We start from the raw sequence: 23045 nt of genomic DNA on the forward strand, positions 1-23045 counted from the left end.
TTTGCTTGATTCAATCCCATTCAAATCATCGGTGACCACACGCTTTCTTCTTTTAACAGGGTATCGACCGCTTCGGCAGTACTGACAAAAACCTTGCCGGAGAGACTTTTGATCATCACCGAATGCTGCAGCTTGTCTGCCAACGGGCCTTTGATGTCGGCAAAGTGCAGCGAAATTTGCTGTTTTTGCAAATCGTAATTAAGCGCGAGCAACATTTCTTGTGCGGTTAAGTCGATGTTATTCACAGCGGAAAGCATTAAAATCAAATGCTTGTAGTCGGGTTGCGTGGCTAGAGTGCGTTCCAAATAATGGCGGATGGGCTGGGCATTGCCGTAAAACATGCTTTCATCGATGCGCACAATCAGCAGGCTGCTGTATTGCGTGGTCGCGTAGCGCTTGATGTTGCGGAAGTGGCCGTCTGCCGTTTGACCGACAACGGTTAAATGCGGATGGCTCGATTGCCAAATCAAACCGGCAAACGACACCAAAATCCCCAACACCAAACCAATATTCAAACCAAATAGCAACACGCCGAAGCAGGCCGTCAGAAAGGCGGCGACATCGGTTTTGTCGCTGCGGACGGCGCGTTTGAGCGTGTCCCAATCCATCATGCTGAGAATCGCCACCATGATGTTGGCCGCCAACACGGCATAAGGCAAAGGCTCGAGATAATCGGTCAGCAGCAATAAAAAAGCTGCCATGACACCGACTGAAATGATGCTTGCCAACGGCGTTTGCGCACCGGCATCGACATTCACCGCCGTGCGCGAGAAGCCGCCGACCACGGGGAAACTTTGGAAAAACGCACCAATCATGTTTGCCCAGCCCAAGCCTTTTAATTCCTGATTGGTGTCGAAGGCTTCCTGCCGTTTGCGCGCGCAACTGGCGGCCACGGAATTGCTGGAAACGAAGGTAATCAGCGCAATCAAGGCGGCAGTGGGCAGCAGCTGGATGACTTGGTTCAACACATCATGCAGGCCGCCTGAAAATGGCAGCACAAAATGCGGCAGCTTGGTCGGCACATGCTCAATCACAGCGATACCGCGGTGTTGGAAATCCAGCAATAAGCTAAACACCACCGCCGCAATCATGATGATTAAAGGCAGCAGGCGCACGATAAATTGGGCGGTTTTCGGCGCGAGCCAATGCGTCAGCCAGCGGTTGAGATAATAGCGGTTGATGAAAAACAGGCCGAACGCCAGCGCACCGACCATCATTGTCGGCAAATGCAGTGTGTGAATGCGGTGGGTAAACGCCAAGGCGTAATCGATGATGGTGCTGCCGGAAAGATTAATACCGACTAAAAATTTGATTTGGCTGATAAAAACCAGAACCGATGCGCCGGTGACAAAACCGGCCGTGCCCCCTTGACTGATAAAGCGGGTAATCCAACCCAAGCGAAACAGCGAAGCCAACCACAATAATGCACCCATCAGCAAAGCCAAAAATCCGGCCAAGAGCGCATATTGCTCCGGCGGCAGATGTTGGTAGTTTTGCAGCGCATGGGCGGTCATGATGGCGGTCACGGCGACAGGCCCCACCGCATTGACATTGCTCGCACCAATCCACGCATACACCAATACCGGCACAATCGCGCTGTATAAACCATACACCGGCGGCAAGCCCGCCAGCGCGGCATAACCCAAGCTTTGCGGAATCACGATGATGCCGACAATCAGCCCGGCCATAATATCTTGGCTCAGACAGCGGCGGTCGTAGCGGCGCAGCCAATCAGGTAGAAAAGATAAAGGCATAGTGAATCTCAACAAAATCTAAGAATTTTTTATTTTATATATAATAAAAATATAATATAATGGTTTCGTGATGAAATCAATCAGGAGAAAAACATGACCATGCAGATAAAATCGTTTTTGGATCCCGACACCGAAACCTTCAGCCATATTTTGACTGACGAAGGCAGCAAGCTGTGTGCCGTTATCGATCCGGTATTGGATTTTGACCCTAAAGCCGGCCGTGTTTCTTATAATAATGCCGATAAACTGATTGATTTTGTGCGGCAAAACCAGCTGCAGCTTGAATATATCATCGAAACCCACGCCCATGCTGACCATTTATCGGCTGCGCCTTATCTAAAGCGCGAGTTGGGCGGGCGTTTGGTCATCGGCAAACACATCGAAAAAGTGCAGAAAGTATTCAAGCCCTTGTTTAATTTAGGCGATGATTTCAAAACCGATGCACGTCAATTCGATATTCTAACCGAAGAGGGCAGCGAACTGTGTTTAGGCAGCTTGCGCATCAAGGCGATCCATGTGCCGGGACATACCCCTGCCGACATGGCGTATCTGGTTTCAGACGGCCTGAAAACGGCGATGTTTGTCGGCGATACTTTGTTCGCACCCGATGTCGGCACCGCGCGTTGCGATTTTCCCAAAGGCAGCAGCAGCGATTTATATGATTCCATACAGCGTTTGCTGGCGTTGCCCGATGAAACCGAGCTGTATTTGTGCCATGATTATCCGCCGGAAGAACGAACGACACACATTGCCAAAATTACCGTGGGCGAACAAAAACGCAGTAATATTCATGTCAAACAAGGAACGGACAAAGCCGCATTTGTCAAAATGCGCGACGAGCGCGATGCCACATTGGCCATGCCGCGCCTGATTTTACCGTCGGTGCAGACCAATATTAATGCCGGCCAATTACCGCAACCGGAAGACAACGGCGTGCGCTATCTGAAAATTCCGCTGAATCAGTTGTAGCTTGTTCAGACGGCGTTTGGGATGGCCGTCTGAAACGCAAAGCCGCAGTGTAGAACATGCGGCTTTGCTGGGGATGCCGTCTGAAATGCTTTATGTGTTTCAGACGGCCTTGAGACCTTTGCAAAACCCTAGATTTGAGTACAGTTCAAAGTTGTAGCAGCGCAGAAAGCGCAGACATATCATGAAGATAGGCAAGCTTTCGAGCAGCGCACAACGAAGAAATGTGCCAAAGATGGGGATTTTGCAAAGGTCTCAACCTTTTTATGTAAACCAAGACTCAGGCCGTCTGAATGGCTTATAATATTGCCGTTTTACCCAAACCAATCTCTTGAAATCACAATGAAATTACGCGAAAGCCTTACTCTTTTCATGCTCACCGCCTTCTCGTTACCCGCTATGGCCTTAAACTTCGGAAAAATCCCTGCCGATGAAATTTCGGTGTATGTGCAGGATTTGGACACGGGCAAAGTGCAGATTGACCACCGTTCGGGCGTGTCGGTGAATCCGGCTTCCACCATGAAACTGGTGACCGCGTTTGCCGCGTTTCAAGCCTTGGGCAAGGATTATCGCTGGACGACCCACTTCAAAAGTGCGGCGCCTATTGTTGGTGACACGCTTAACGGCGATATTTATTGGGAAGGCAGCGGCGATCCGGTGCTCGATCAAGATGGTCTGATTGCTTTGCAGCAGCAATTGCGCGACCGCGGTATCCGTAATATTGCCGGACAACTGGTGCTCGACCGCAGCCTGTGGGGCGACATCAGAAACAGCAAGGAATTTGCCGCCGACGAAGCCGAGACCTACATGACGCCGCCCGACCCCAACCGCTTGGCGTATAAAGTGGTGGCGGTGAAGGGCGAACGCAGTCCTTTGGGTGATATTGTGTGGACGACCAATCCGCCGCTCCCTAATATCAAGCTCGACAATCAAACCACCATTGTCCCATCTGCTGCCGAATGCAAATCCATCAGCCACTACATGAGCGGACGATACAGCGGCGGCGCATTGATTATCAGCGGCAATGTGCCGGAAACCTGCTTGAGCGAGACTTTGTATGTGAACATGCTCACGTCGCAAGATTTTGCCCGCCGCAGTTTCATCAACCAATGGCGCGCTGCCGGGGGCACGATTTCAGACGGTCTAAAAGTCGCCGCCACGCCGTCTGAAGCCAAGACCTTAGCCAGCTTGCAATCCAAGCCTTTGAGTGAGATTTTGGCGGATATGAACAAGTTTTCCAATAATCTGATTGCGCGTTCGGTGTTTTTAAAACTGGGGCAAGACAAGGATTTACATGAAGCCTTGCATCGAGCTGATTCGGCGGTGAAGCTGGAATTGGGCATGGCGGGTGTGGATACCACCCATTTGGTGCTGGAAAACGGCTCGGGCTTGTCGCGCAAAGAACGCGTCACCGCGAAAATGATGGGGCAATTATTGGAACAAGCCTATTTCAGCCGCTATAAAGATGAGTTTATCAATACCTTACCAATTGCTGGTGTGGACGGCACGCTGAAAACGCGTTTGAAACAAGCCGGAGACAACCTGCGATTGAAAACCGGCACACTTAAAAATGTGCGTGCGTTGGCAGGCTATTGGCTGGGTGAGCAGCCCAAAGTCGTGGTGGTGGTGATCAACAGCCCGAATTCGGATGCTTATTTAAAAGATATGGATAGGCTGGTGTCGGAAATTGTTTTGCCCGGCGGCAAAAGCTGGGTGGCATTAGGTAACACTTGCGAAGTGCGGCAAGATGTTTGATTAGGTTGAATTTATATAACAAGCCGTCTGAAACCATGGGGTTTCAGACGGCCTGTTTGTTAATTTAAAAGCTTCACAAAGATTTCAGATTGCTTCTGTTGTTCAATTACTTTTTATTTCAAATGATTAGCTGAAAACTAGGAAGATAGTTTCATGTTGGGTGCAAAAATAAAGCAGGTTAATTATGTAGTAAATATTTGTTTTATTTATAAAATTGAATAGATTTTATTCGATTATCAAAAAAATCATGGCCGGTCGCTTTGCAAGGCGCGGGAATTGCGGTATGCTGAAACCAAATATTTACAAATCTTGATGTAATTTAAACATATCTAATTGTAAATGAAATAAATTTGTCTTGAATGCGCATGAAAAACGCATAAAAGCCAAGTTGTTGTTTTCTTAACAGAAGAAAAAAGCTCAGATCTGAATCTGCTTATCAAAAGTAAGTTTATTAAAAATGAGGAGCGATAACATGAATCCCATGTATATCACGTTTGGTTTATACCTTGTGGCGGTGTTGCTGATTGGCTTGGCCGCTTATTTTTCTACCCGCAACTTTGACGACTATATTCTCGGCGGCCGTAGCTTAGGCCCTTATGTAACGGCGATGTCGGCCGGTGCATCCGATATGTCGGGCTGGTTGTTGATGGGCTTGCCGGGTGCCATTTACGCGGTGGGCTTGAGCGAGGCTTGGATTGCCATCGGCCTGACCATCGGCGCGTGGCTGAACTGGTTGTTTGTGTCAGGCCGTTTACGCGTGCACACCGAATACGCCAACAACGCCTTGACCCTGCCGGATTATTTCTTCCACCGCTTTGGCGCCAAAGGCCAAGCGATGAAAGTGATTTCCGCAATTATTATTCTGTTTTTCTTCACCATTTACTGCGCTTCAGGCGTGGTAGCCGGTGCGCGTTTGTTCCAAAGCTTGTTTGAAGGCATGAGCTACGAAACTGCCATTTGGCTGGGTGCGGGTGCAACCATTGCCTATACCTTTATCGGCGGTTTCTTAGCAGTGAGCTGGACGGATACTGTACAAGCAACACTGATGCTGTTCGCCCTGATTCTGACGCCTGTAATGGTGTACTTGAGCTTGGGTGGCGCAGAAGAAATGAGCGCGGCAGTACAAGCCGTGGCTGCAACCACCGGCCAAGAATACGGCAGCTTGTTTGCCGGAACCACCTTCTTGGGCATTATTTCCACCGCCGCATGGGGCTTGGGCTATTTCGGCCAACCACACATCTTGGCGCGCTTTATGGCTGCTGAAAACGTGCAATCGCTGAAAAGCGCACGCCGCATCGGTATGACATGGATGATTGTCTGCTTATCTGGTGCCGTAGCCGTAGGTTATTTCGGTATCGCCTATTTTGGTGGCCATCCTGAACAAGTGTCTGCGATGGAAGGCAACAACGAACGCGTGTTCATCGCCTTGGCCACCTTATTGTTCAACCCATGGATCGCCGGTGTGATTTTGAGCGCGATTTTGGCGGCGGTAATGTCCACCTTGTCTTGCCAATTGCTGGTGTGCTCAAGCGCGATTACTGAAGACTTCTACAAAGGCTTCCTGCGCCCTGAGGCAGAACAAAAAGAATTGGTATGGGTCGGCCGCATCATGGTATTGGCCGTGGCTGTGATTGCCATTCTGATTGCCGGGAATCCCGACAGCAAAGTCTTGGGTTTGGTATCTTACGCATGGGCAGGCTTCGGCGCCGCGTTTGGCCCGGTGGTAATCTTATCCGTATTCTGGAAACGCATGACCGCCAACGGCGCATTATGGGGCATGATTACCGGTGCCGTTGTGGTAGTATTGTGGGCAGAATTCGCCAATCCGGCACTCAAAAACGCCGGCATGGCCACCATGTACGAAATCGTACCGGGCTTCATCGCCTGCTGGTTGGTGACTTATATTGTGTCACTGATAGGCAAAGAGCCTAGCCGTGAAGTGATTGAAAAATTCGAAAAAGCTGACGCGGATTATCGCGCAGCAAGCTGATTGGAATAAGTAAATGAGGCCGTCTGAAAAGAGATTTTCAGACGGCTTTTTCATGTGTTTTAAATTTTATTGATTTGTTGTTTATGGTGAAAATCAAAGAGTAAGCAGTTACAATGATTTGGTATGACTATATGGGATTATTTCAATATCAGCTGAAAGGGGAAGAGAAGTGAAACAAGCTATTGCGCATGTGCGGGCGTTTGATAAAGCCGAGCAATCGGTTGAAACTCATTTAATTGAAACTGCAGCGATTGCTCAGGCTTTGGCAAAAAAGCTGGAATTGTCCGAAGCGGGTGAATTACTGGGACTCATGCATGATTTTGGCAAGTATTCTACGGCGTTTCAGGAATATATCAGGGCGGTAACTGGCCAAGATCCCGATGCGGATAATGACTATGTTCTCCCGAACGGTCAGAAAATCGACCATTCTACCGCTGGGGCACAGTGGGTTTACCGCCGTTTGAAAAAGTTCGGGGCACAAAACGGCATCGGCGAGTTGGTCGGGCAAATATTGGGCTTGTGTATTGCTTCGCATCACGGCGAAGGCTTGATCGACTGTTTAAGTATGAACGGCGAAGCGGTGTGGCAAAAACGCTTTGATAAAGAAGACGAGCTGACCCATTTAAGCGAATGTGAACAACGTGCTGATAAGGCGGTGAAAATACGGGCGGAAGAGTTGGCGGGCGAAAATTTAGTGAAATCGCTATTAAAGCCGCTTGCCGCCATTTTTAAGAATCCTGACAGTAACGACAAAATCAAAGAATTCTATATCGGCTGTTTAACCCGTTTCCTGTTCAGTTGTCTGATTGATGCCGACCGCATCAACAGTGCCGATTTTGAACGGGAGGAGCAGAAAGATTTACGCCGTCTGGATCAATCCCCTGATTGGCAGCAAGCCATTGATAAATTGGAAATGCATTTGGCAAATTTTGAAATCCGTTATCCGATTGATGAAGTCCGCAGTGAGATTTCTGCTACCTGCCTGAAGCGTGCAAATGATCCTCAAGGCATTTACACTTTAACCGTGCCGACCGGCGGCGGTAAAACATTAGCTAGTTTGAGATATGCTTTGCATCACGCCAAACAGCACAAGCTTGACCGTATTATTTATATTATTCCTTATACTTCTATCATTGACCAAAATGCCGAAGCAGTACGTAAAGTATATTGTTTAAATCCAAAAGATAACGGCGATTCATGCCGTGTATGTTCCGAATGTCAAAAATGGGTGCTGGAACACCATTCCAACCTTGAGCCCGAACAGCAAAACTGGCAAGACAAACTGCTTTCGGAAAACTGGGACAAGCCGATTGTTTTCACCACCATGGTGCAGTTTCTAGATGCCTGGTTCGGCGGCGGTACGCGTGGTGTGCGGCATGTGCATGCAATGACAAAAAGTGTACTGATTTTTGACGAAATCCAAACCTTGCCGGTGAAGTGCGTACATCTGTTTTGCAATGTGCTGAACTGGCTGACGCAATTCGGCAAATCTAGTGCGGTATTGTGCACGGCAACCCAGCCGTTGCTGGATAAATTGCACAAATCCGATTTGGGGGCGTTAAAGCTGGCGGAAAATGCGGAAATTATGGGACGGAACAAAACGCTGAATCAATTATTTGATGATTTATCGCGCGTGGAAATTCACTATAAGCCAAAGGCGGGCGGCTGGCCGGTGGGTGAAGCCGGCGCATTCTTGCTGGAACAGTTTCAGACGGCCTCAAGCTGCCTGTTTATCGTCAATACCAAAAAATGGGCGCAGGAGCTGTATCAATATTGCCAGCGGCAGGATGTACCGCCGGAAGCCTTATTTCACCTCAGCACCAATCAATGTTCGGTACACCGCAAAGCCATCTTTGATGAAATCAAAGGCCGTCTAAAAAACAAACAACCCGTGATCTGCATTAGCACCCAGTTGATTGAAGCGGGGGTGGATATTTCCATGAGTTGTGTGATTCGAGCTTTAGGCGGGCTGGACAGCATAGCCCAAGCGGCGGGACGGTGTAATCGTCATGGGGAGAAAGCGGGCAAAGGGCAGGTATATGTGCTGAACCTGCAAGAGCCGAATTTGGCACGGGTGCTGCCCGATATTGACCAAGGGCAGAGAAATGCCGAACGCGTACTGCGCGAATTCGCCGAGCAGGACATTTTACAGCCTAACGCTATGCGGCAGTATTTTGAATACTATTTTTATAACCGCAGCAGCGAGATGAGTTATACGGTTAAAGGCAGCACTTCAGGCAGCCTGTTAGACTGGCTTTCCGATAACCGTTTAAACGCCTATGCCGCGAAAAACGACAAACGCCGTCCTAAATTACCGTTGCTGATGCAGTCGTTCAAAAGTGCGGGGAGAGCCTTCCAGGCGATTGAGGCACCAACCCGTGCCGTGATTGTGCCCTATGGCAAAGGTAAAGATTTAATCGCCGAACTGTGCGGAGCCTGGGATCCGAAAGAGATGTACCACACTTTGGCCAAAGCGCAGCGTTACAGCGTGAATGTATTTCCGAATGTGTGGGAAAAACTGGAAAAAGAACAAGCCGTTCAGGAAGTGCAGGCCGGTTTGGGTATTTATTATTTAAAAGAACGTTATTACAGCGACGAATACGGCTTGTCCGTCGATGAAGTCGGTGCGATGACTTTTTATGAATTGTGATTTAAGGAAATGTGATGAACAACAAAAATACATTCCGCAGTAAACCGTTCTGCTTTCGTGTCTGGGGACGGCAGGCCTTGTTTACCGACCCCGTCACTAAAATCGGCGGTGAGAAATTCAGTTATCAAGTGCCGACTTACGAGGCACTTAAAGGTATTTTAAAAAGCATTTACTGGAAACCGACCCTGATTTGGCACATCGACCGCGTGCGGGTTATGAAGCCTATCCATACCCAAAGCAAATCCACCAAGCCAAGACAATGGGAATCACCTAAAGGTGCCCATCATACGTTAGCTATCTATACTTTTCTGCAAGACGTGGAATATCAGGTAGAAGCGCATTTTACCTGGAACGAAAACTGGGAAGAACTCAAGGGCGATCGCAATGAAGGCAAACATACCGCGATTGCCGAACGAATGCTCCAGCGTGGCGGTCGGCAGGATATTTTCCTCGGCACCCGCGATTGTCAGGGCTATGTCGAACCGTGTGAATTCGGTTCAGGTAAAGGCTTTTACGATGAAATCGACAATCTGGATTTCGGTTTGATGTTCCACAGCTTCGGCTATCCGGAAGAAACGGGCAAACATGAGCTGATCAGCCGCTTTTGGAATGCCGGTATGCAGCGCGGCAAGATTGAGTTCCCAAGCGTGAATGACGTTTCGGGCAGCCTGAAAACCCGCTTTATCCGAAAAATGAAACCCGAAAAACCGTTTAAACGCGGTGAAAACGTGAAGCCTGTGGAAGACGAGGCTAAGGAGTTGGGATTATGAGCTGGATGCAGAAACTGTATCGGACGTATGAATTTGTCCAAAACCAAGGATTGGATGATGAAGAATTGGCATTGCCTTTTCATCTGTCTAAAGCGGTTCACTTGAAAATTGTTCTAAACGATAAGGCGGAATTGGTGCGGGCAGAACGGTTTGAAGGCAAAAAGCAGGTTCCTATTCAAATAACTGAAAAATCGTCAAAACGTTCCGGATCAACGATTGCAGCATATGCGTTACACGATGGTTTGCAATATATCGCCAAGACCGCAAAACGATATTTGACGATTGAGTATCTTTCCAAAATAGCGGAAAAAACCAATGGCAAAAAATGGAAAGAATTTCTTGCAGGCACTGATGAGGAAAAACAAAAATTTGCCGATGCGGAAAAAGCAAAATATCAAAGCTGTTTTGAATTTTATGAGAAGCAACTATCCGATTGGGCTGAGTTTAGCCATTTGCAGGAGATAAACATTGTTTTGCGGTATATCCAAAAAGGTTCGCTGATTGAAGACTTGATCGAGAAAAAATATTTTTCTTTTGAAGATAATATTCTGTTATCTGTTAAAGACGATCCGTTTGGTTTGACGATCGTATGGGCAGTGGAAATGCCTGATGACCCTCATTCTGATTTATGGAGTAAAGGTAATATTAAAAAACAATGGATTAAATACCAAGAAAATCAATCTGAACAAGGCAATAAAAATAAAGCGTTATGTTACGTAACCGGAGAAGAAGATTATCCGGTGGAGGCATATCCGAAAATCGACGGTAATGCCAAATTAGTTTCTGCTAATGATGATACCGGATTTACTTTTCGGGGCAGGTTTTATGGAGATAAAGACAATGGAGCAAAATCTGAACTAGGTAGCCAGGCTGTAACCTTGGGAAGGGATGTCTCTCAAAAGGCATTCAATATATTGAAGTGGTTGATAAAACGTCAAGGTATCAGCAACGGTGATCAAAAAACAGTTGTTTGGGCGATTAGTGGTAAAGAAGTTCCATCGCCGATGAAAGATTCTTTTGGTGTGATTGACTGGGACAATTTAGATACAAGTGCGGTTGAAAGTGAAACTGAAATTGATATGTCGTTTGAAGAAAAAACTTCAAGCAAAGATTGGTCAAGTAATGTTGGGAAGTCGGCAGCAGAAATTATCAAGAAAAAACTGCATGGTTATAAAGCCGAACTGGAAGAGCATGAGCAAATTTCTTTGCTAATGGTAGATAAATCAACGGATGGTCGCATGGCATTAACTTACTATCAAGAATTTCTGCCTGCTGACTACTTCGACAATCTGGACGCATGGGTAGACGATTTTGCCTGGTATCAACGCCGCAGCATCGAGAAGAAAAACGGTAAAAAAACCGACAAACAAACCCTTTGGCCGGTATTGCCGCCTTCGCCTTTTGACATCGGCCACGCCGTTTACGGAAAGGCATTGAGCGATACCCTGAAAAAACAGCTCTACGCCCGGTTATTACCTGTGATTGCCGGCGGCAGACAAGTGCCGATCCCTTATGATTTGGTACAGAAAAGCTTTCAGACGGCCTGCAACCCTTATGCAAATCATCGCCCTGAAGATGGAGAAAAAATTCGTCATACAAACTGGCAACGCAATATCGGTGTCGCCTGTGCCTTATATAAAGGCTGGCGTGCCCGTCATCACGATTTATCACAACGGAGAACTTACCTTATGAGTTTAGACAAAGAAAACCGCTCGCGCGATTATCTGTTTGGCAGATTATTGGCGGTGGCGGAAAAATTGGAAAGTACGGCTTTAAGAATTGCCGATGAAAATCGATCAACTAACGCCGAAAGGTATATGCAGCGTTTTGCTGTGCGTCCTCTAAGCACTTGGTTGCAAATCGAGCTCGGACTCGAACCCTACAAAAACCGCCTGCGCAGCAACCGCTATATAGGATTTTTACGCAATCGAGAAAAAGAGATTGATGAAATTATGTCAGCTCTAAATGAATTAAAAAGTCCGCTGGATAAACCGTTGGACGGCGAATTTCTGCTTGGCTATCACAGCCAAAAAATGGCTTACCGCAACAGCTCAAATACCACGTCTGAACAAGACGAACAAGACCAAACCGAAACCCATTAACCCCTTATGGAGATGAATAAAATGTCTTTAACTAAAAAAATCGACTTCGCCCTGATTCTTAAAGTAACCAATGCCAATCCCAACGGCGATCCTTTAAACGGCAACCGCCCGCGTTCCGATTTTGCCGGAATCGGTGAAATGACCGACGTTTGCTTAAAACGCAAAATCCGCGACCGCCTGCAAAGTAACGGTGAAAACATCTTTGTGCAATCTGACGAAAAGAAAACCGACGGTATGACCAGCCTTGCCAATCGTGCTAAGGACAAAGACGTCGGCTTGGGGGCGGAAGCGTTCGGCAAAAAAGCCAATAAAGACGAAACCGCCAAAGCTGCCTGTGCAAAATGGCTGGATGTGCGCAGTTTCGGGCAGGTATTTGCTTTCGGCAAAAGCGACGACGGTGCGGGCGTATCTATCGCCGTGCGCGGTCCGGTAACTATTCAATCTGCATTTAGCGTCGAACCGGTTAATATCACTAGCACACAAATTACGAAAAGCGTCAGCGGCGAAGGCGACGGCACAAAAAAAAGCTCGGACACCATGGGCATGAAACACCGCGTGGACAGCGGCATTTACGTTGCCTTCGGTGCCATGTCGCCGCAACTTGCCGAACGCACCGGCTTTTCCGACGAAGACGCCGACAAAATCAAAGCCGTGCTCACCAAACTGTTTGAAGGCGACGCATCTTCCGCCCGTCCTGAAGGCTCAATGCAAGTATTGAAACTGATTTGGTGGGAACACAATTGCAAATCAGGCCAATATTCATCTGCCAAAGTACACGGTAGCTTAACGGTAAATCCTGACGGAAGTTACCAACTGGAGAATCTTGAAGGATTGCAGCCACAGGAAATTGAAGGTTTCTAAATGTCGATTGATTTGCCATCTACTACGCAAATCCCAGCAGCAGGGCAGAATAAAAAATATGACCAACGTCAGATTCCCCTCTCCGCCCTGCAGCATTACGCCTTCTGCCCGCGTCAGTGTGCGTTAATCCATAACGAACAGGCGTGGGCGGAGAATTTTCTCACCGCGCAAGGACGTGCTTTGCATGAGCGTGTCGATTCGGGCGAACCGGAAACCCGCAAAGGTGTACGCTTTGAGCGCAGCGTGCATGTGTCGGCAGAAAAGTTGGGCGTGAGCGGTATTGTCGATATGGTGGAACATGATTTGCAATCAGGCCATCTGAAACCTGTCGAATACAAGCGCGGCAAACCAAAGCCGACGGCGATGGACGAAATTCAATTATGCGCCCAAGCTCTGTGTTTGGAAGAAATGACCGGGCAGTCGATTGATGAAGGGGTATTGTGGTATATGCAAACCCGTCATCGTCTGCCTGTTATCCTTTCAGACGGCCTCAGAAAGCAAACGATTGAGACTATTGGCAAGGTCAGACAGCTTTTGGAAAGCGGGCAAACGCCGCAGGCAGAATACGGCAAACATTGTCAGGCATGTTCGCTGTTGGATATTTGTGAACCGAAATTATTTGGGCAGGATCTGTCGGTAAAATATACAGAAGCGTTATTTGGAGAAAGTTAAATGAAAAAACTCCAAAACACCCTCTATATCACCACGCAAGGCTCTTATCTTCATAAAGAACGGGAAACTTTGGTGGTGGAGCAAGAGCGTAAAAAAGTGGCGCAGTTGCCGATTCATTCCATCGGGCATATTTTCTGCTTTGGAAATGTGTTAGTGTCGCCGTTTTTGATGGGGTTTTGTGGTGAAAATAATGTCAATCTGGCGTTTTTTACCGAAAACGGGCGGTTTTTAGGGCGTTTGCAGGGGCGGCAGAGTGGCAATGTGTTGCTCAGGCGGGCGCAGTATCGGCGGTCGGAAAGCGATCCTGTACCGATTGCGCGCAATATCATCGCTGCCAAAATTCAATCTAGTAAGCGGGTGTTGCAACGTCAAATCCGCAATCATGGGGAGAATGCCGATATTCAGACGGCCATTACGGCTTTGAATTTTAGCGTGCAGCAATTGAAGCTTGCCCATGATTTGGATGTGATACGCGGGATTGAAGGCGATGCGGCGGCGCGTTATTTTGGGGTGTTTCAGCATTTGGTTAATGAAAAAAGCGGTTTTGTGTTCAATGGCCGCAACCGCCGTCCGCCGCGTGATGAAGTCAATGCGTTGTTATCATTTACATACAGTATTTTAGGCAAAGACATCAGTGGTGCGCTGCAAGGCGTGGGGCTGGATCCGCAAGTGGGCTTTTTGCATGCGGATAGGCCGGGGCGCGACAGTTTGGCACAAGACATCTTAGAAGAATTCCGCGCTTGGTGGGCGGATAGGCTGGTGTTGTCGCTGATTAACCGCGGCCAAATCAAGCCGCAGGATTTTACCCGCGAGGCAGGCGGCGCAGTAGTTTTAAAGGCTGAGGCGCGCAAATTATTGTTTCAAACCCTGCAGGCAAAGAAACAGGAAAAAATCCTTCATCCTTTTTTGCAGGAAGAAGTGGCAATCGGTTTGCTGCCGCATATTCAGGCCATGCTGTTGGCCAGACATTTACGCGGTGACTTGGCCGAATATCCGCCGTTTTTAATGCGCTAGGCGGTGTATTTTTGAGGCCGTCTGAAAACAGGCGGAAGAAACAATATTCAGACGGCCTCTGCTGCTGATTAATAGGGAAAAGATTAATGTTAATGCTGATTACTTACGATATTTCATTGGAGGATGCACAAGGCCAAGCCAGATTGCGGCGAATCGCCAAACACTGCCAAGATTACGGCGTGCGGGTGCAGTTTTCGGTATTTGAATGTGACATTGCCCCCGATCAATGGGTCGTGCTCAAAGACAAACTGCTCAAAACCTACAACCCCGAAACAGACAGCTTGCGCTTTTACCATTTGGGCAGCAAATGGCGCAGAAAAGTGGAACACCACGGCGCCAAACCGGCGGTGGATATTTTCCAAGACACATTGATTATTTAAATCGCTGACCATTGGTTCTCATGAAATCATCAGGGAGTTAGCGATTGAGAAATGTTCTTTAAAAATGAGGACTTATTTTCGGTGAATGCCTTTTGTAGGAGTGTGCTATAATTTTTTCGGTTCTCTTGGATAACGCTAGCGAATCAGTGCATTATCCGCCTTGATTGGCAAGGGTTGTATAAGGGGCTTCAGCCACCTTCGGGTGGCTGTGTGTTGAAACTTTAAATCCTCCTTTTTTGGCTAAATCGCGGAATCAGCCACCTTCGGGTGGCTGTGTGTTGAAACATAAAAACTGCTTTCAGGTGGCCTGGAACATGATTCAGCCACCTTCGGGTGGCTGTGTGTTGAAACAAATTGCCCGATAACGGCTTCGAGTGTATCGGCTCAGCCACCTTCGGGTGGCTGTGTGTTGAAACTGTGTCCAGCGGTTCGCCATCGTAGGCGTCGATGTCAGCCACCTTCGGGTGGCTGTGTGTTGAAACAAAAACGACTAGGCTTGTGGTATCCAGTCCGTAATCAGCCACCTTCGGGTGGCTGTGTGTTGAAACCACTCGGAAACAGGGATAAACGGCGCAATCGGGTTCAGCCACCTTCGGGTGGCTGTGTGTTGAAACGTTTGGGAACGCTAGACGAAGTTATCTGTATGGCATCAGCCACCTTCGGGTGGCTGTGTGTTGAAACGGGAAAGATGGCAAGTGGTATTCCCGTGCTGAATCAGCCACCTTCGGGTGGCTGTGTGTTGAAACATAATGTCCGCCAAAATCCACGACGAAAAGCCGCTCAGCCACCTTCGGGTGGCTGTGTGTTGAAACATTATTGATATTTACGATAACCCGCACGGCACCTCAGCCACCTTCGGGTGGCTGTGTGTTGAAACTTGGATGCGACCGCCGGTGATGATAACCGCCCTGCCGTCAGCCACCTTCGGGTGGCTGTGTGTTGAAACAGATACAGGGTGTTTTTAATGCGCTCTACGCGGCCTCAGCCACCTTCGGGTGGCTGTGTGTTGAAACGTCATTCAAATCTGAATCTTCGTCATTCAAATCTGTCAGCCACCTTCGGGTGGCTGTGTGTTGAAACGAACGCACATGCGCTAAAGCGGTATGTTCGTCTAAATCAGCCACCTTCGGGTGGCTGTGTGTTGAAACAAGAGCTGCTGGCGCAACGTAAGCAGAAGCATCGCTCAGCCACCTTCGGGTGGCTGTGTGTTGAAACATTCTGTCCAGAAATGCCGCCCTGCTTTCGGCTATCAGCCACCTTCGGGTGGCTGTGTGTTGAAACGAAGAGGAAAAAGTAACCAGACCGCCCAAAGGTGTCAGCCACCTTCGGGTGGCTGTGTGTTGAAACAAAATGAAACTCGAAGACGGCACCGAAGTAGACCCAGCCACCTTCGGGTGGCTGTGTGTTGAAACTTGTTTGAAAACGCAGTGGGTTAATCATTAAAGGTCAGCCACCTTCGGATAGCTGTGTATTGAAGTTATCCAGTAACGGCGAAAAACCAAGCAGAATAAGTCAAGCACTCCCGATACCCCTAGAGGAATTAAATCCCTATTAAAAAGCCTCGTATCATGAGGCCTTTTTATTATCGAGTTAATCTAAGTTTGAACTAAGTTAAAGTATGCTAAAAAAATCATGCCGTCTGAACGTGATTTTGGTATATGATTTAGGAATGAATGCCATTTGATTTCAGGAGAAAAATCCATGTTCCAATTTGCCCATCCCCAACAAACTCCGCTGCGCCAAGCGGTGACTGAGGCTTATCGCCGCGATGAAGTCGAAGCGGTGAACGATATGCTGCAACAGGCGCAGATGACGGGTGAAGAGCGTCGTGCTGCCGATGATTTGGCGCGCCGTTTGGTGACGCAGGTGCGGGCGAGCCGTACCAAAGCCAGCGGTGTGGATGCGTTGATGCACGAGTTTTCATTGTCGAGCGAAGAGGGTGTGGCGTTAATGTGTTTGGCGGAGGCTTTGTTGCGCATTCCGGATAATGCCACGCGCAATAAATTGATTGCCGACAAGCTTTCAGACGGCGATTGGAAAAGCCATCTGAACCACAGCCCAAGCCTGTTTGTGAACGCGGCAGCTTGGGGTTTGCTGGTAACCGGCAAACTCACCACCACGACCAACGACCAGAATTTGGGTTCGGCTTTGAGCCGTGTGTTGGGCAAGGGCGGTGCGCCGTTGATCCGCAAAGGCGTGGATTACGCCATGCGTATGCTGGGCAAGCAGTTTGTGACCGGCCAAACTATTGAAGAAGCATTGAAAAACGGCAAAGAGCGTGAAAAACTGGGCTATCGTTTCTCATTCGATATGCTGGGTGAAGCGGCGTTTACCCAAGCCGACGCCGACCGCTACTATCAGGATTACGTTACCGCGATTCACGCTATCGGCAAGGATGCGGCAGGGCAAGGCGTGTATGACGGCAACGGCATCTCCGTGAAATTGTCGGCGATTCATCCGCGCTATTTCCGTGCGCAACACGAGCGCGTGATGACCGAGTTGCTGCCGAAATTAAAAGCATTATTTGTTTTGGCAAAACAATACAATATCGGCCTGAACATCGATGCCGAAGAAGCCAATCGCTTGGAATTGTCGCTGGATTTGATGGAAGCTTTGGTGTCTGATCCTGATTTGGCCGGTTACAACGGCATCGGTTTTGTGGTGCAGGCCTACCAAAAACGCTGCCCGTTTGTGATTGATTATTTGGTAGATTTAGCGCGCCGCAACAATCAAAAACTGATGATCCGCTTGGTAAAAGGCGCGTATTGGGACAGCGAAATCAAATGGGCGCAGGTCGACGGCCTCAACGGCTATCCTGTGTACACCCGCAAAGTGCATACCGATATTTCTTATCTGGCTTGTGCACGCAAACTGCTGGCCGCGCAAGATGCTGTGTTCCCACAATTTGCCACCCACAATGCCTACACGCTGGCGGCTATTTACGAAATGGGTAAGGGCAAGGATTTTGAACACCAATGCTTGCACGGCATGGGCGAAACCCTGTACGACCAAGTGGTCGGCCCACAAAACTTAGGCCGCCGCGTGCGTATTTACGCGCCGGTCGGCACGCATGAAACGCTGCTGGCCTATTTGGTGCGCCGTTTGCTGGAAAACGGTGCCAATTCATCGTTTGTGAACCAAATCGTTGATGAAAAAATCAGCATTGACGAGCTGATTCGCAGCCCGTTCGACACCATTGCCGAAGAAGGCATTCATTTGCATGCCGCGTTGCCGCTGCCGCGTGATTTATACGGCAAAGGCCGTCTGAATTCGCAAGGCGTGGATTTGAGCAATGAAAACGTGTTGCAGCAATTGCAGCAGAAAATGAACCAATCGGCGGCGCAAGCGTTTCAGACGGCCTCGATGATTAACGGCAAGCTGCGTGAAGTCAACGCGCCGCAAGATGTCAAAAATCCTGCCGATCATGGCGATGTGGTGGGTACGGTTTCATTTGCCGATGCTGCCTTGGCGCAAGAAGCGATTGCCGAAGCTGTGGCCGCGCAAGCCGCTTGGGGGGGCGACACCGGCTGCCGAACGCGCTGCCTGCTTGCGCCGTTTGGCCGACTTGATGGAGCAGCATACCCCTGCATTGATGATGCTGGCGGTGCGCGAAGCGGGCAAAACGCTGCAAAACGCCATTGCCGAAGTGCGTGAAGCGGTTGATTTCTGCCGCTATTATGCCGATGAAGCCGAGCAAACCTTACCTGCCAACACCCAAGGCGTGGGCACGATTATCGCCATCAGCCCGTGGAATTTCCCGTTGGCGATTTTCACCGGTGAAGTGGTGGCCGCATTGGCTGCCGGTAACACCGTGGTTGCTAAGCCTGCCGAGCAAACCAGCCTGATTGCTTCGTATGCTGTGTCTTTGATGCATGAAGCCGGTGTACCGTCTGAAGCCTTGCAATTGGTATTGGGCGCGGGCGAAGTCGGCGCGGCTTTAACGCAAGACTCACGCATCAGCGGCGTGATTTTCACCGGTTCGACCGAAGTGGCACGCCTGATTAACCAAACCTTGGCCAAACGCGATGACAATCCGGTATTGATTGCCGAAACCGGCGGCCAAAATGCGATGATTGTCGATTCAACCGCATTGGCCGAACAAGTCTGCGCCGATGTATTGAATTCCGCTTTCGATTCGGCCGGCCAACGCTGTTCGGCGCTGCGTATTTTGTGCGTGCAAGAAGACGTGGCCGATCATATGATTGATATGATTAAAGGCGCGATGAACGAATTGGTGGTGGGTAATCCGCGTTTGCTGAACACCGATGTGGGTCCCGTCATCGATGCTGAAGCGCAAGCCAATCTGTTGGCGCACATTGATAAAATGAAGGGTGTGGCTAAATCGTTCCATGAAATCAAGGTTTCAGACGGCATTGATGAGGTGCAATCAACTTTTGTTGCCCCGATTTTGTTTGAGTTGAATAATTTAAACGAATTGCAGCGCGAAGTATTTGGTCCGGTGTTGCACGTCGTGCGCTATCGTGCCGACGAACTCGACAGCCTGATCGACCAAATCAACAGCAAAGGCTACGCGCTGACCCACGGCGTACACAGCCGCATCGATGCGACCGTGGATCACATCCGCAAACGCATTGAAGCGGGCAACGTGTACATCAACCGCAACATCGTCGGCGCGGTTGTCGGCGTGCAGCCGTTTGGCGGCCACGGCTTATCGGGTACAGGTCCGAAAGCAGGCGGCCCGTTCTACCTGCAACGTTTAAGCCGTCTGAAACAATGGGTTGCACCGACCTTGAGCAAAGTCGGTCAAGTCGATGACGAAGTATTGAAACGCTTGGAAGCTGTGTTGCACAATCTGCCTATCAGCCAAGAATACAAGCTCTCGATTGCCGCTACCTTAGGCCAAGCGCGCATCCGCACGCTGCGCCATGCTGAAAAGGTGTTGTGTGGCCCAACCGGCGAGCGCAACGTATTAAGCTGGCACGCGCCGAAACGCGTGTGGATTTACGGCGGCGATTTGGTGCAGTCGTTCACCGCTTTGGTGCAACTGGCCGCAGCCGGTGTGCAGGGCGTGATTGAAGCCAATCATCCGCTGGCGACAGAAGTGGCGCATTTGGGCAATTTGCTGATTGTCGATAAACCGGAAAACGCCGGCATCAGCCATGTGGTGGCGCTGGAAGATTTGCCGACCGAACGCAAACAAGCGCTGGCAGCGAGCGAGGGCGCGTTAATCCGCATTCTGCCGTCTGAAAACGGCTTGGATATTTTGCAGGTGTTTGAAGAAATTTCGTGTAGCATCAACACGACTGCAGCGGGCGGTAACGCCAGCTTGATGGCAATGTCGGATTAATTTTATAAATGCTCAAGGCCGTCTGAAAGATTGGGGAAGAGTTCAATCTTTCAGACGGCCTTTTGAAGTATAAAATGATGCTTTTGCAAAAGTCTCAGTTTATCTTTTTTCAGTTGAGTAAGATAAAGAAAAAACCATGCCATCTGAAGCGTTCAGACGGCATGGTTTTTTATCACGATTTAAACCGTTAATTTTGCCAAGCATTCATGCAGCGGATTGAAATAGTTGGCCAAATAGTCGTCAAACGGGATTTCATCGGCGGCTTTAGCTTCGATTTCGGCAAATTCCTGCAAGGATTGTTGGCTTTGTGCTTCCAGTTTGGCTTGCACGTCTTGCGGTAGCGGTTGCTTTAAGGTTTCTGAATGTTGCGCGGTTAAGGCCATTGCCCATGGCAGGAACTCTTGTTCGGCCATTTCAGCTTGCACTCGCTGTGGCAGGCGCAGGGTTTCGCCGCTGTTGGCACGAATTTGGCTTTGCACGGCTTCGCGGTAGCCGCTGTTGTCCGAACCTTGGTCAAGGCGTTCGGCAATCGGCAGAATTTCATGCAGGATTTCATTTGCCCAATCTTGCGCGGAAATGCTGCGGCCGTTTTTAAACAGGCTGAATCCTTCGCTCAAGCCTGAGCAGGCGGTGCGCAAGCGGTTGTGGTTGGCTTCGTTGTAATCGGCGGTGGTAAATGCAGGCGAGTCTTTCAGCAAACACCACAGCATAAAGCTTTCCAAGAAATGAATTTGCTCCAAGCTGATGCCGGCAGGGTCATACGGATTGTTGTCGAGCAGGCGCAATTCAACATAGGCGATGCCGCGCGCGCTCAAGGCGCTGATGGGCAACTCGCCTTTTTTCATCACTTGTTTCGGACGTGCGCCACTGTAATATTCGTTGGCGATTTGCAGAATATTGGTGCTGATTTGGCGGTACAGTCCGGCCGGGCCGCGCAAGCCCAAGTATTCATACACCGGCGCTGGGGTTAATACCGCCGCACCCAAATCGCGAACGTATTCGTTCAGATGATTGAAGCTGACGCTGAAATCGACTTTGTTTTGGTAGCCGAGTTGGCTCATGCGCAGGGTGGTGGCGTTTTTCCAGCTAAAGCTTTGCTCGTGCAGGCGGTCAAGCACATTTTGCGCCGGTTGGAAGCTTTGGTCGCAGGCAGGGGCGGTGCCGAACAGGTGGCAAATCAGCCAGCCGTGGTGCTGAATGTTGCGAATCATGCCCATGTAGCACTCGTTGCGCCAATCATCAGTAGGTTCCACGCCTTCTTGTTTGGCCAAGGCTGCCCACAGGCTTTCAGGTGGCGAATAGTTGAAATGTACACCGGCAATCATTTGCATGGTGCGGCCGTAGCGGTAAGACAGACCAACGCGATACAGGCGCTTCAATTTGGCGCCATTGCTCTGGCCGAAGTAGCCAATTTCAATGTGTTCGGGATTGTCGGGCAGACGGCAAGGCATGCTGGCTGCCCACATGCGTTCTTCGCCGATGTTTTGCGCGCTGAATTGGTGCAATTCCAAAAGCTGCTGATACACGGCTTTCGGGGATTGATGCGGATCGGTGACCAGTTCCAACAATGCTTCGCCATAATCGATGGTGATGTTCGGATGGGTATAGACATTGCCCAAGGCTTCTGGGTGGCGTGTTCCGGCAAGGTGGCCGTCGGCGGTGGTGCGCAGGCTCTCGCGCTCGATGCCGATGTTGCCGCCGGACAGTGGAAGGGTCTCGATGTTCATGTATTTTCCTTGGCAGAAAGTGTGGGCTTCTGCGAAAAGTGGCTATCGGGATGGCGTTTGCTGCCATCAAACAGAGCGATTTTAGCACGGAACGGCAGCGGCGGAATATGGTTATGTGTGAATGAACGGCGGATATTCAGACGGCCAAATCGTTAGTTAAAAGCTATAGGGATAAGCCGATAAAATAGTTATCAGTGAAAATGATTTCAGACGGCTTGAGTAACGATCAGGCCGTCTGAACATTACATTAGCTTTGTCGCAAAACCCATTTTGCCCGTTCAATCACCGGCGCATCAATCATTTGCCCATCTACTTGGAAAACGGCTTGGCCGCTGTGTTCCGCTTCGGCAACGACTTTTCTGGCAAAGGCCAACAAATCTTCAGACGGCCTTAAAGCTTCTTTCACCGCAGCGACTTGTTTCGGGTGGATACACAAAACACCGCCGAAACCCATATCGTGCCAGTATTCCGCGTTTTGGCGGTTGGCTTCGTGGTCGTTGAAATCGGGGAAGGTGGTTTCGATGGGCGGATGCAGATTGTTGATGCGGCTGTGCAGCAGCATATCGGTACGCAGGCGGTCGAACACCGTTTGCGCGGCGGTCGTGCCGTAGCTCACGCCTAAATTATTCGCTAAATCCAAACAGCCGTAGGTCAGCGCAAACAGGCCGTCTGAACGCGCTAATTTCCCGATGTCGGCCATGCCTTGTGCCGATTCAATATCAGCAATCACCGGCTTACCCGTGGCGTGATGCAGCGAAGAAATTTCATCGGCGTGAACGGTTTTGGAAAGCAGTATCCCCTTGATTTCAGGCATAGTCTTGAGCGCTGCCACATCGTCTGCATAAAACGCGCTGCGCGAATTGTTGATTCTGACCCATACTGCAGGCTGACCAGCTTGGTGGCAGTATTCGGCGATGTTGGCGCGGGCGGTGGCTTTGTCTTCCGGCGAGACGGTGTCTTCCCAATCGACAATCACTTCGTCCGCACCGCTGGCAAATGCCTTGGCAATCCGCTCAGGGCGAGTGGCGGGAACGAATAGGAATACTTTCGGAATGGGGCGGTTTAGCATGGTTTCTCCTTTGTTTTTTTATCGTCA

Annotated in this window: 13 protein-coding genes, 1 pseudogene and 1 CRISPR repeat array; of the genes and pseudogenes, 11 read left to right on the top strand and 3 right to left on the bottom strand. The window is 49.5% G+C overall.

Features of this window, described 5'->3' with window-relative positions:
• Positions 1-20 precede the first annotated feature (20 nt).
• Positions 21-1754 carry a SulP family inorganic anion transporter gene (locus GJV52_RS08230; RefSeq protein WP_100563196.1) on the bottom strand — a complete coding sequence of 578 codons (1734 nt, stop codon included), beginning with the start codon at positions 1752-1754 and terminating at the stop codon, positions 21-23.
• A 93-nt stretch (positions 1755-1847) separates the two neighbouring features.
• Here GJV52_RS08230 and GJV52_RS08235 point away from each other — a divergent pair, with 93 nt between their 5' ends.
• The 11 genes and pseudogenes from GJV52_RS08235 to putA all read left to right on the top strand — a co-directional run bounded on the left by GJV52_RS08235 (position 1848) and on the right by putA (position 20222).
• Positions 1848-2723, top strand: a complete 876-nt coding sequence (locus GJV52_RS08235; RefSeq protein WP_198511394.1) for an MBL fold metallo-hydrolase — start codon at positions 1848-1850, stop codon at positions 2721-2723.
• A gap of 339 nt (positions 2724-3062) precedes the next feature.
• Positions 3063-4475 carry a D-alanyl-D-alanine carboxypeptidase/D-alanyl-D-alanine endopeptidase gene (dacB, locus tag GJV52_RS08240; protein WP_095502237.1) on the top strand — a complete coding sequence of 471 codons (1413 nt, stop codon included), beginning with the start codon at positions 3063-3065 and terminating at the stop codon, positions 4473-4475.
• A gap of 472 nt (positions 4476-4947) precedes the next feature.
• Complete coding sequence (gene putP, locus GJV52_RS08245) at positions 4948-6465, top strand: sodium/proline symporter PutP (protein WP_100563193.1); 1518 nt, start codon at positions 4948-4950, stop codon at positions 6463-6465.
• 169 nt (positions 6466-6634) lie between these two features.
• Positions 6635-9115, top strand: coding sequence for a CRISPR-associated helicase/endonuclease Cas3 (locus GJV52_RS08250; protein ID WP_100563191.1), 2481 nt, complete (start codon positions 6635-6637; stop codon positions 9113-9115).
• A 14-nt stretch (positions 9116-9129) separates the two neighbouring features.
• A complete protein-coding gene (gene cas5c / locus GJV52_RS08255; RefSeq protein ID WP_095503634.1) occupies positions 9130-9885 on the top strand; it encodes a type I-C CRISPR-associated protein Cas5c in 756 nt (251 codons plus the stop codon).
• Entirely contained in the window at positions 9882-11987 is a 2106-nt protein-coding gene (gene cas8c, locus GJV52_RS08260) for a type I-C CRISPR-associated protein Cas8c/Csd1 (protein ID WP_100563189.1), read from the top strand. Before cas5c ends, cas8c begins: the two co-directional genes overlap by 4 nt.
• A 21-nt stretch (positions 11988-12008) precedes the next feature.
• Positions 12009-12848 (top strand): type I-C CRISPR-associated protein Cas7/Csd2, encoded by an 840-nt coding sequence (cas7c, locus tag GJV52_RS08265; protein WP_095503635.1) that lies wholly within the window; start codon positions 12009-12011, stop codon positions 12846-12848.
• Positions 12849-13520, top strand: coding sequence for a CRISPR-associated protein Cas4 (cas4, locus tag GJV52_RS08270; RefSeq protein WP_100563187.1), 672 nt, complete (start codon positions 12849-12851; stop codon positions 13518-13520).
• Positions 13521-14534 carry a type I-C CRISPR-associated endonuclease Cas1c gene (gene cas1c / locus GJV52_RS08275; RefSeq protein WP_100563185.1) on the top strand — a complete coding sequence of 338 codons (1014 nt, stop codon included), beginning with the start codon at positions 13521-13523 and terminating at the stop codon, positions 14532-14534.
• A gap of 86 nt (positions 14535-14620) precedes the next feature.
• Positions 14621-14914 (top strand): CRISPR-associated endonuclease Cas2, encoded by a 294-nt coding sequence (gene cas2, locus GJV52_RS08280; protein WP_100563183.1) that lies wholly within the window; start codon positions 14621-14623, stop codon positions 14912-14914.
• A gap of 188 nt (positions 14915-15102) precedes the next feature.
• A CRISPR array of direct repeats spans positions 15103-16392; the repeat unit is 32 nt; unit sequence TCAGCCACCTTCGGGTGGCTGTGTGTTGAAAC.
• 223 nt (positions 16393-16615) lie between these two features.
• A pseudogene (gene putA / locus GJV52_RS08285) lies at positions 16616-20222 on the top strand (bifunctional proline dehydrogenase/L-glutamate gamma-semialdehyde dehydrogenase PutA).
• 179 nt (positions 20223-20401) lie between these two features.
• Here putA and gshA read toward each other — a convergent pair.
• Both gshA and GJV52_RS08295 read right to left on the bottom strand, forming a co-directional pair.
• Positions 20402-21949, bottom strand: coding sequence for a glutamate--cysteine ligase (gshA, locus tag GJV52_RS08290; protein WP_100563026.1), 1548 nt, complete (start codon positions 21947-21949; stop codon positions 20402-20404).
• A 247-nt stretch (positions 21950-22196) separates the two neighbouring features.
• A complete protein-coding gene (locus GJV52_RS08295; RefSeq protein ID WP_100563028.1) occupies positions 22197-23018 on the bottom strand; it encodes an HpcH/HpaI aldolase/citrate lyase family protein in 822 nt (273 codons plus the stop codon).
• Positions 23019-23045 lie beyond the last annotated feature (27 nt).

Origin of the sequence: Neisseria brasiliensis (assembly GCF_009671065.1) — a bacterium.
Lineage (GTDB): Bacteria > Pseudomonadota > Gammaproteobacteria > Burkholderiales > Neisseriaceae > Neisseria > Neisseria brasiliensis.

Coding starts and splice junctions, on each gene's coding strand:
- GJV52_RS08230 (WP_100563196.1), bottom strand. CDS start 1,754: ATGCCTTTATCTTTTCTACCTGATTGGCTGCGCCGCTACGACCGCCGC.
- GJV52_RS08235 (WP_198511394.1), top strand. CDS start 1,848: ATGACCATGCAGATAAAATCGTTTTTGGATCCCGACACCGAAACCTTC.
- dacB (WP_095502237.1), top strand. CDS start 3,063: ATGAAATTACGCGAAAGCCTTACTCTTTTCATGCTCACCGCCTTCTCG.
- putP (WP_100563193.1), top strand. CDS start 4,948: ATGAATCCCATGTATATCACGTTTGGTTTATACCTTGTGGCGGTGTTG.
- cas5c (WP_095503634.1), top strand. CDS start 9,130: ATGAACAACAAAAATACATTCCGCAGTAAACCGTTCTGCTTTCGTGTC.
- cas8c (WP_100563189.1), top strand. CDS start 9,882: ATGAGCTGGATGCAGAAACTGTATCGGACGTATGAATTTGTCCAAAAC.
- cas7c (WP_095503635.1), top strand. CDS start 12,009: ATGTCTTTAACTAAAAAAATCGACTTCGCCCTGATTCTTAAAGTAACC.
- cas4 (WP_100563187.1), top strand. CDS start 12,849: ATGTCGATTGATTTGCCATCTACTACGCAAATCCCAGCAGCAGGGCAG.
- cas1c (WP_100563185.1), top strand. CDS start 13,521: ATGAAAAAACTCCAAAACACCCTCTATATCACCACGCAAGGCTCTTAT.
- cas2 (WP_100563183.1), top strand. CDS start 14,621: ATGTTAATGCTGATTACTTACGATATTTCATTGGAGGATGCACAAGGC.
- gshA (WP_100563026.1), bottom strand. CDS start 21,949: ATGAACATCGAGACCCTTCCACTGTCCGGCGGCAACATCGGCATCGAG.
- GJV52_RS08295 (WP_100563028.1), bottom strand. CDS start 23,018: ATGCTAAACCGCCCCATTCCGAAAGTATTCCTATTCGTTCCCGCCACT.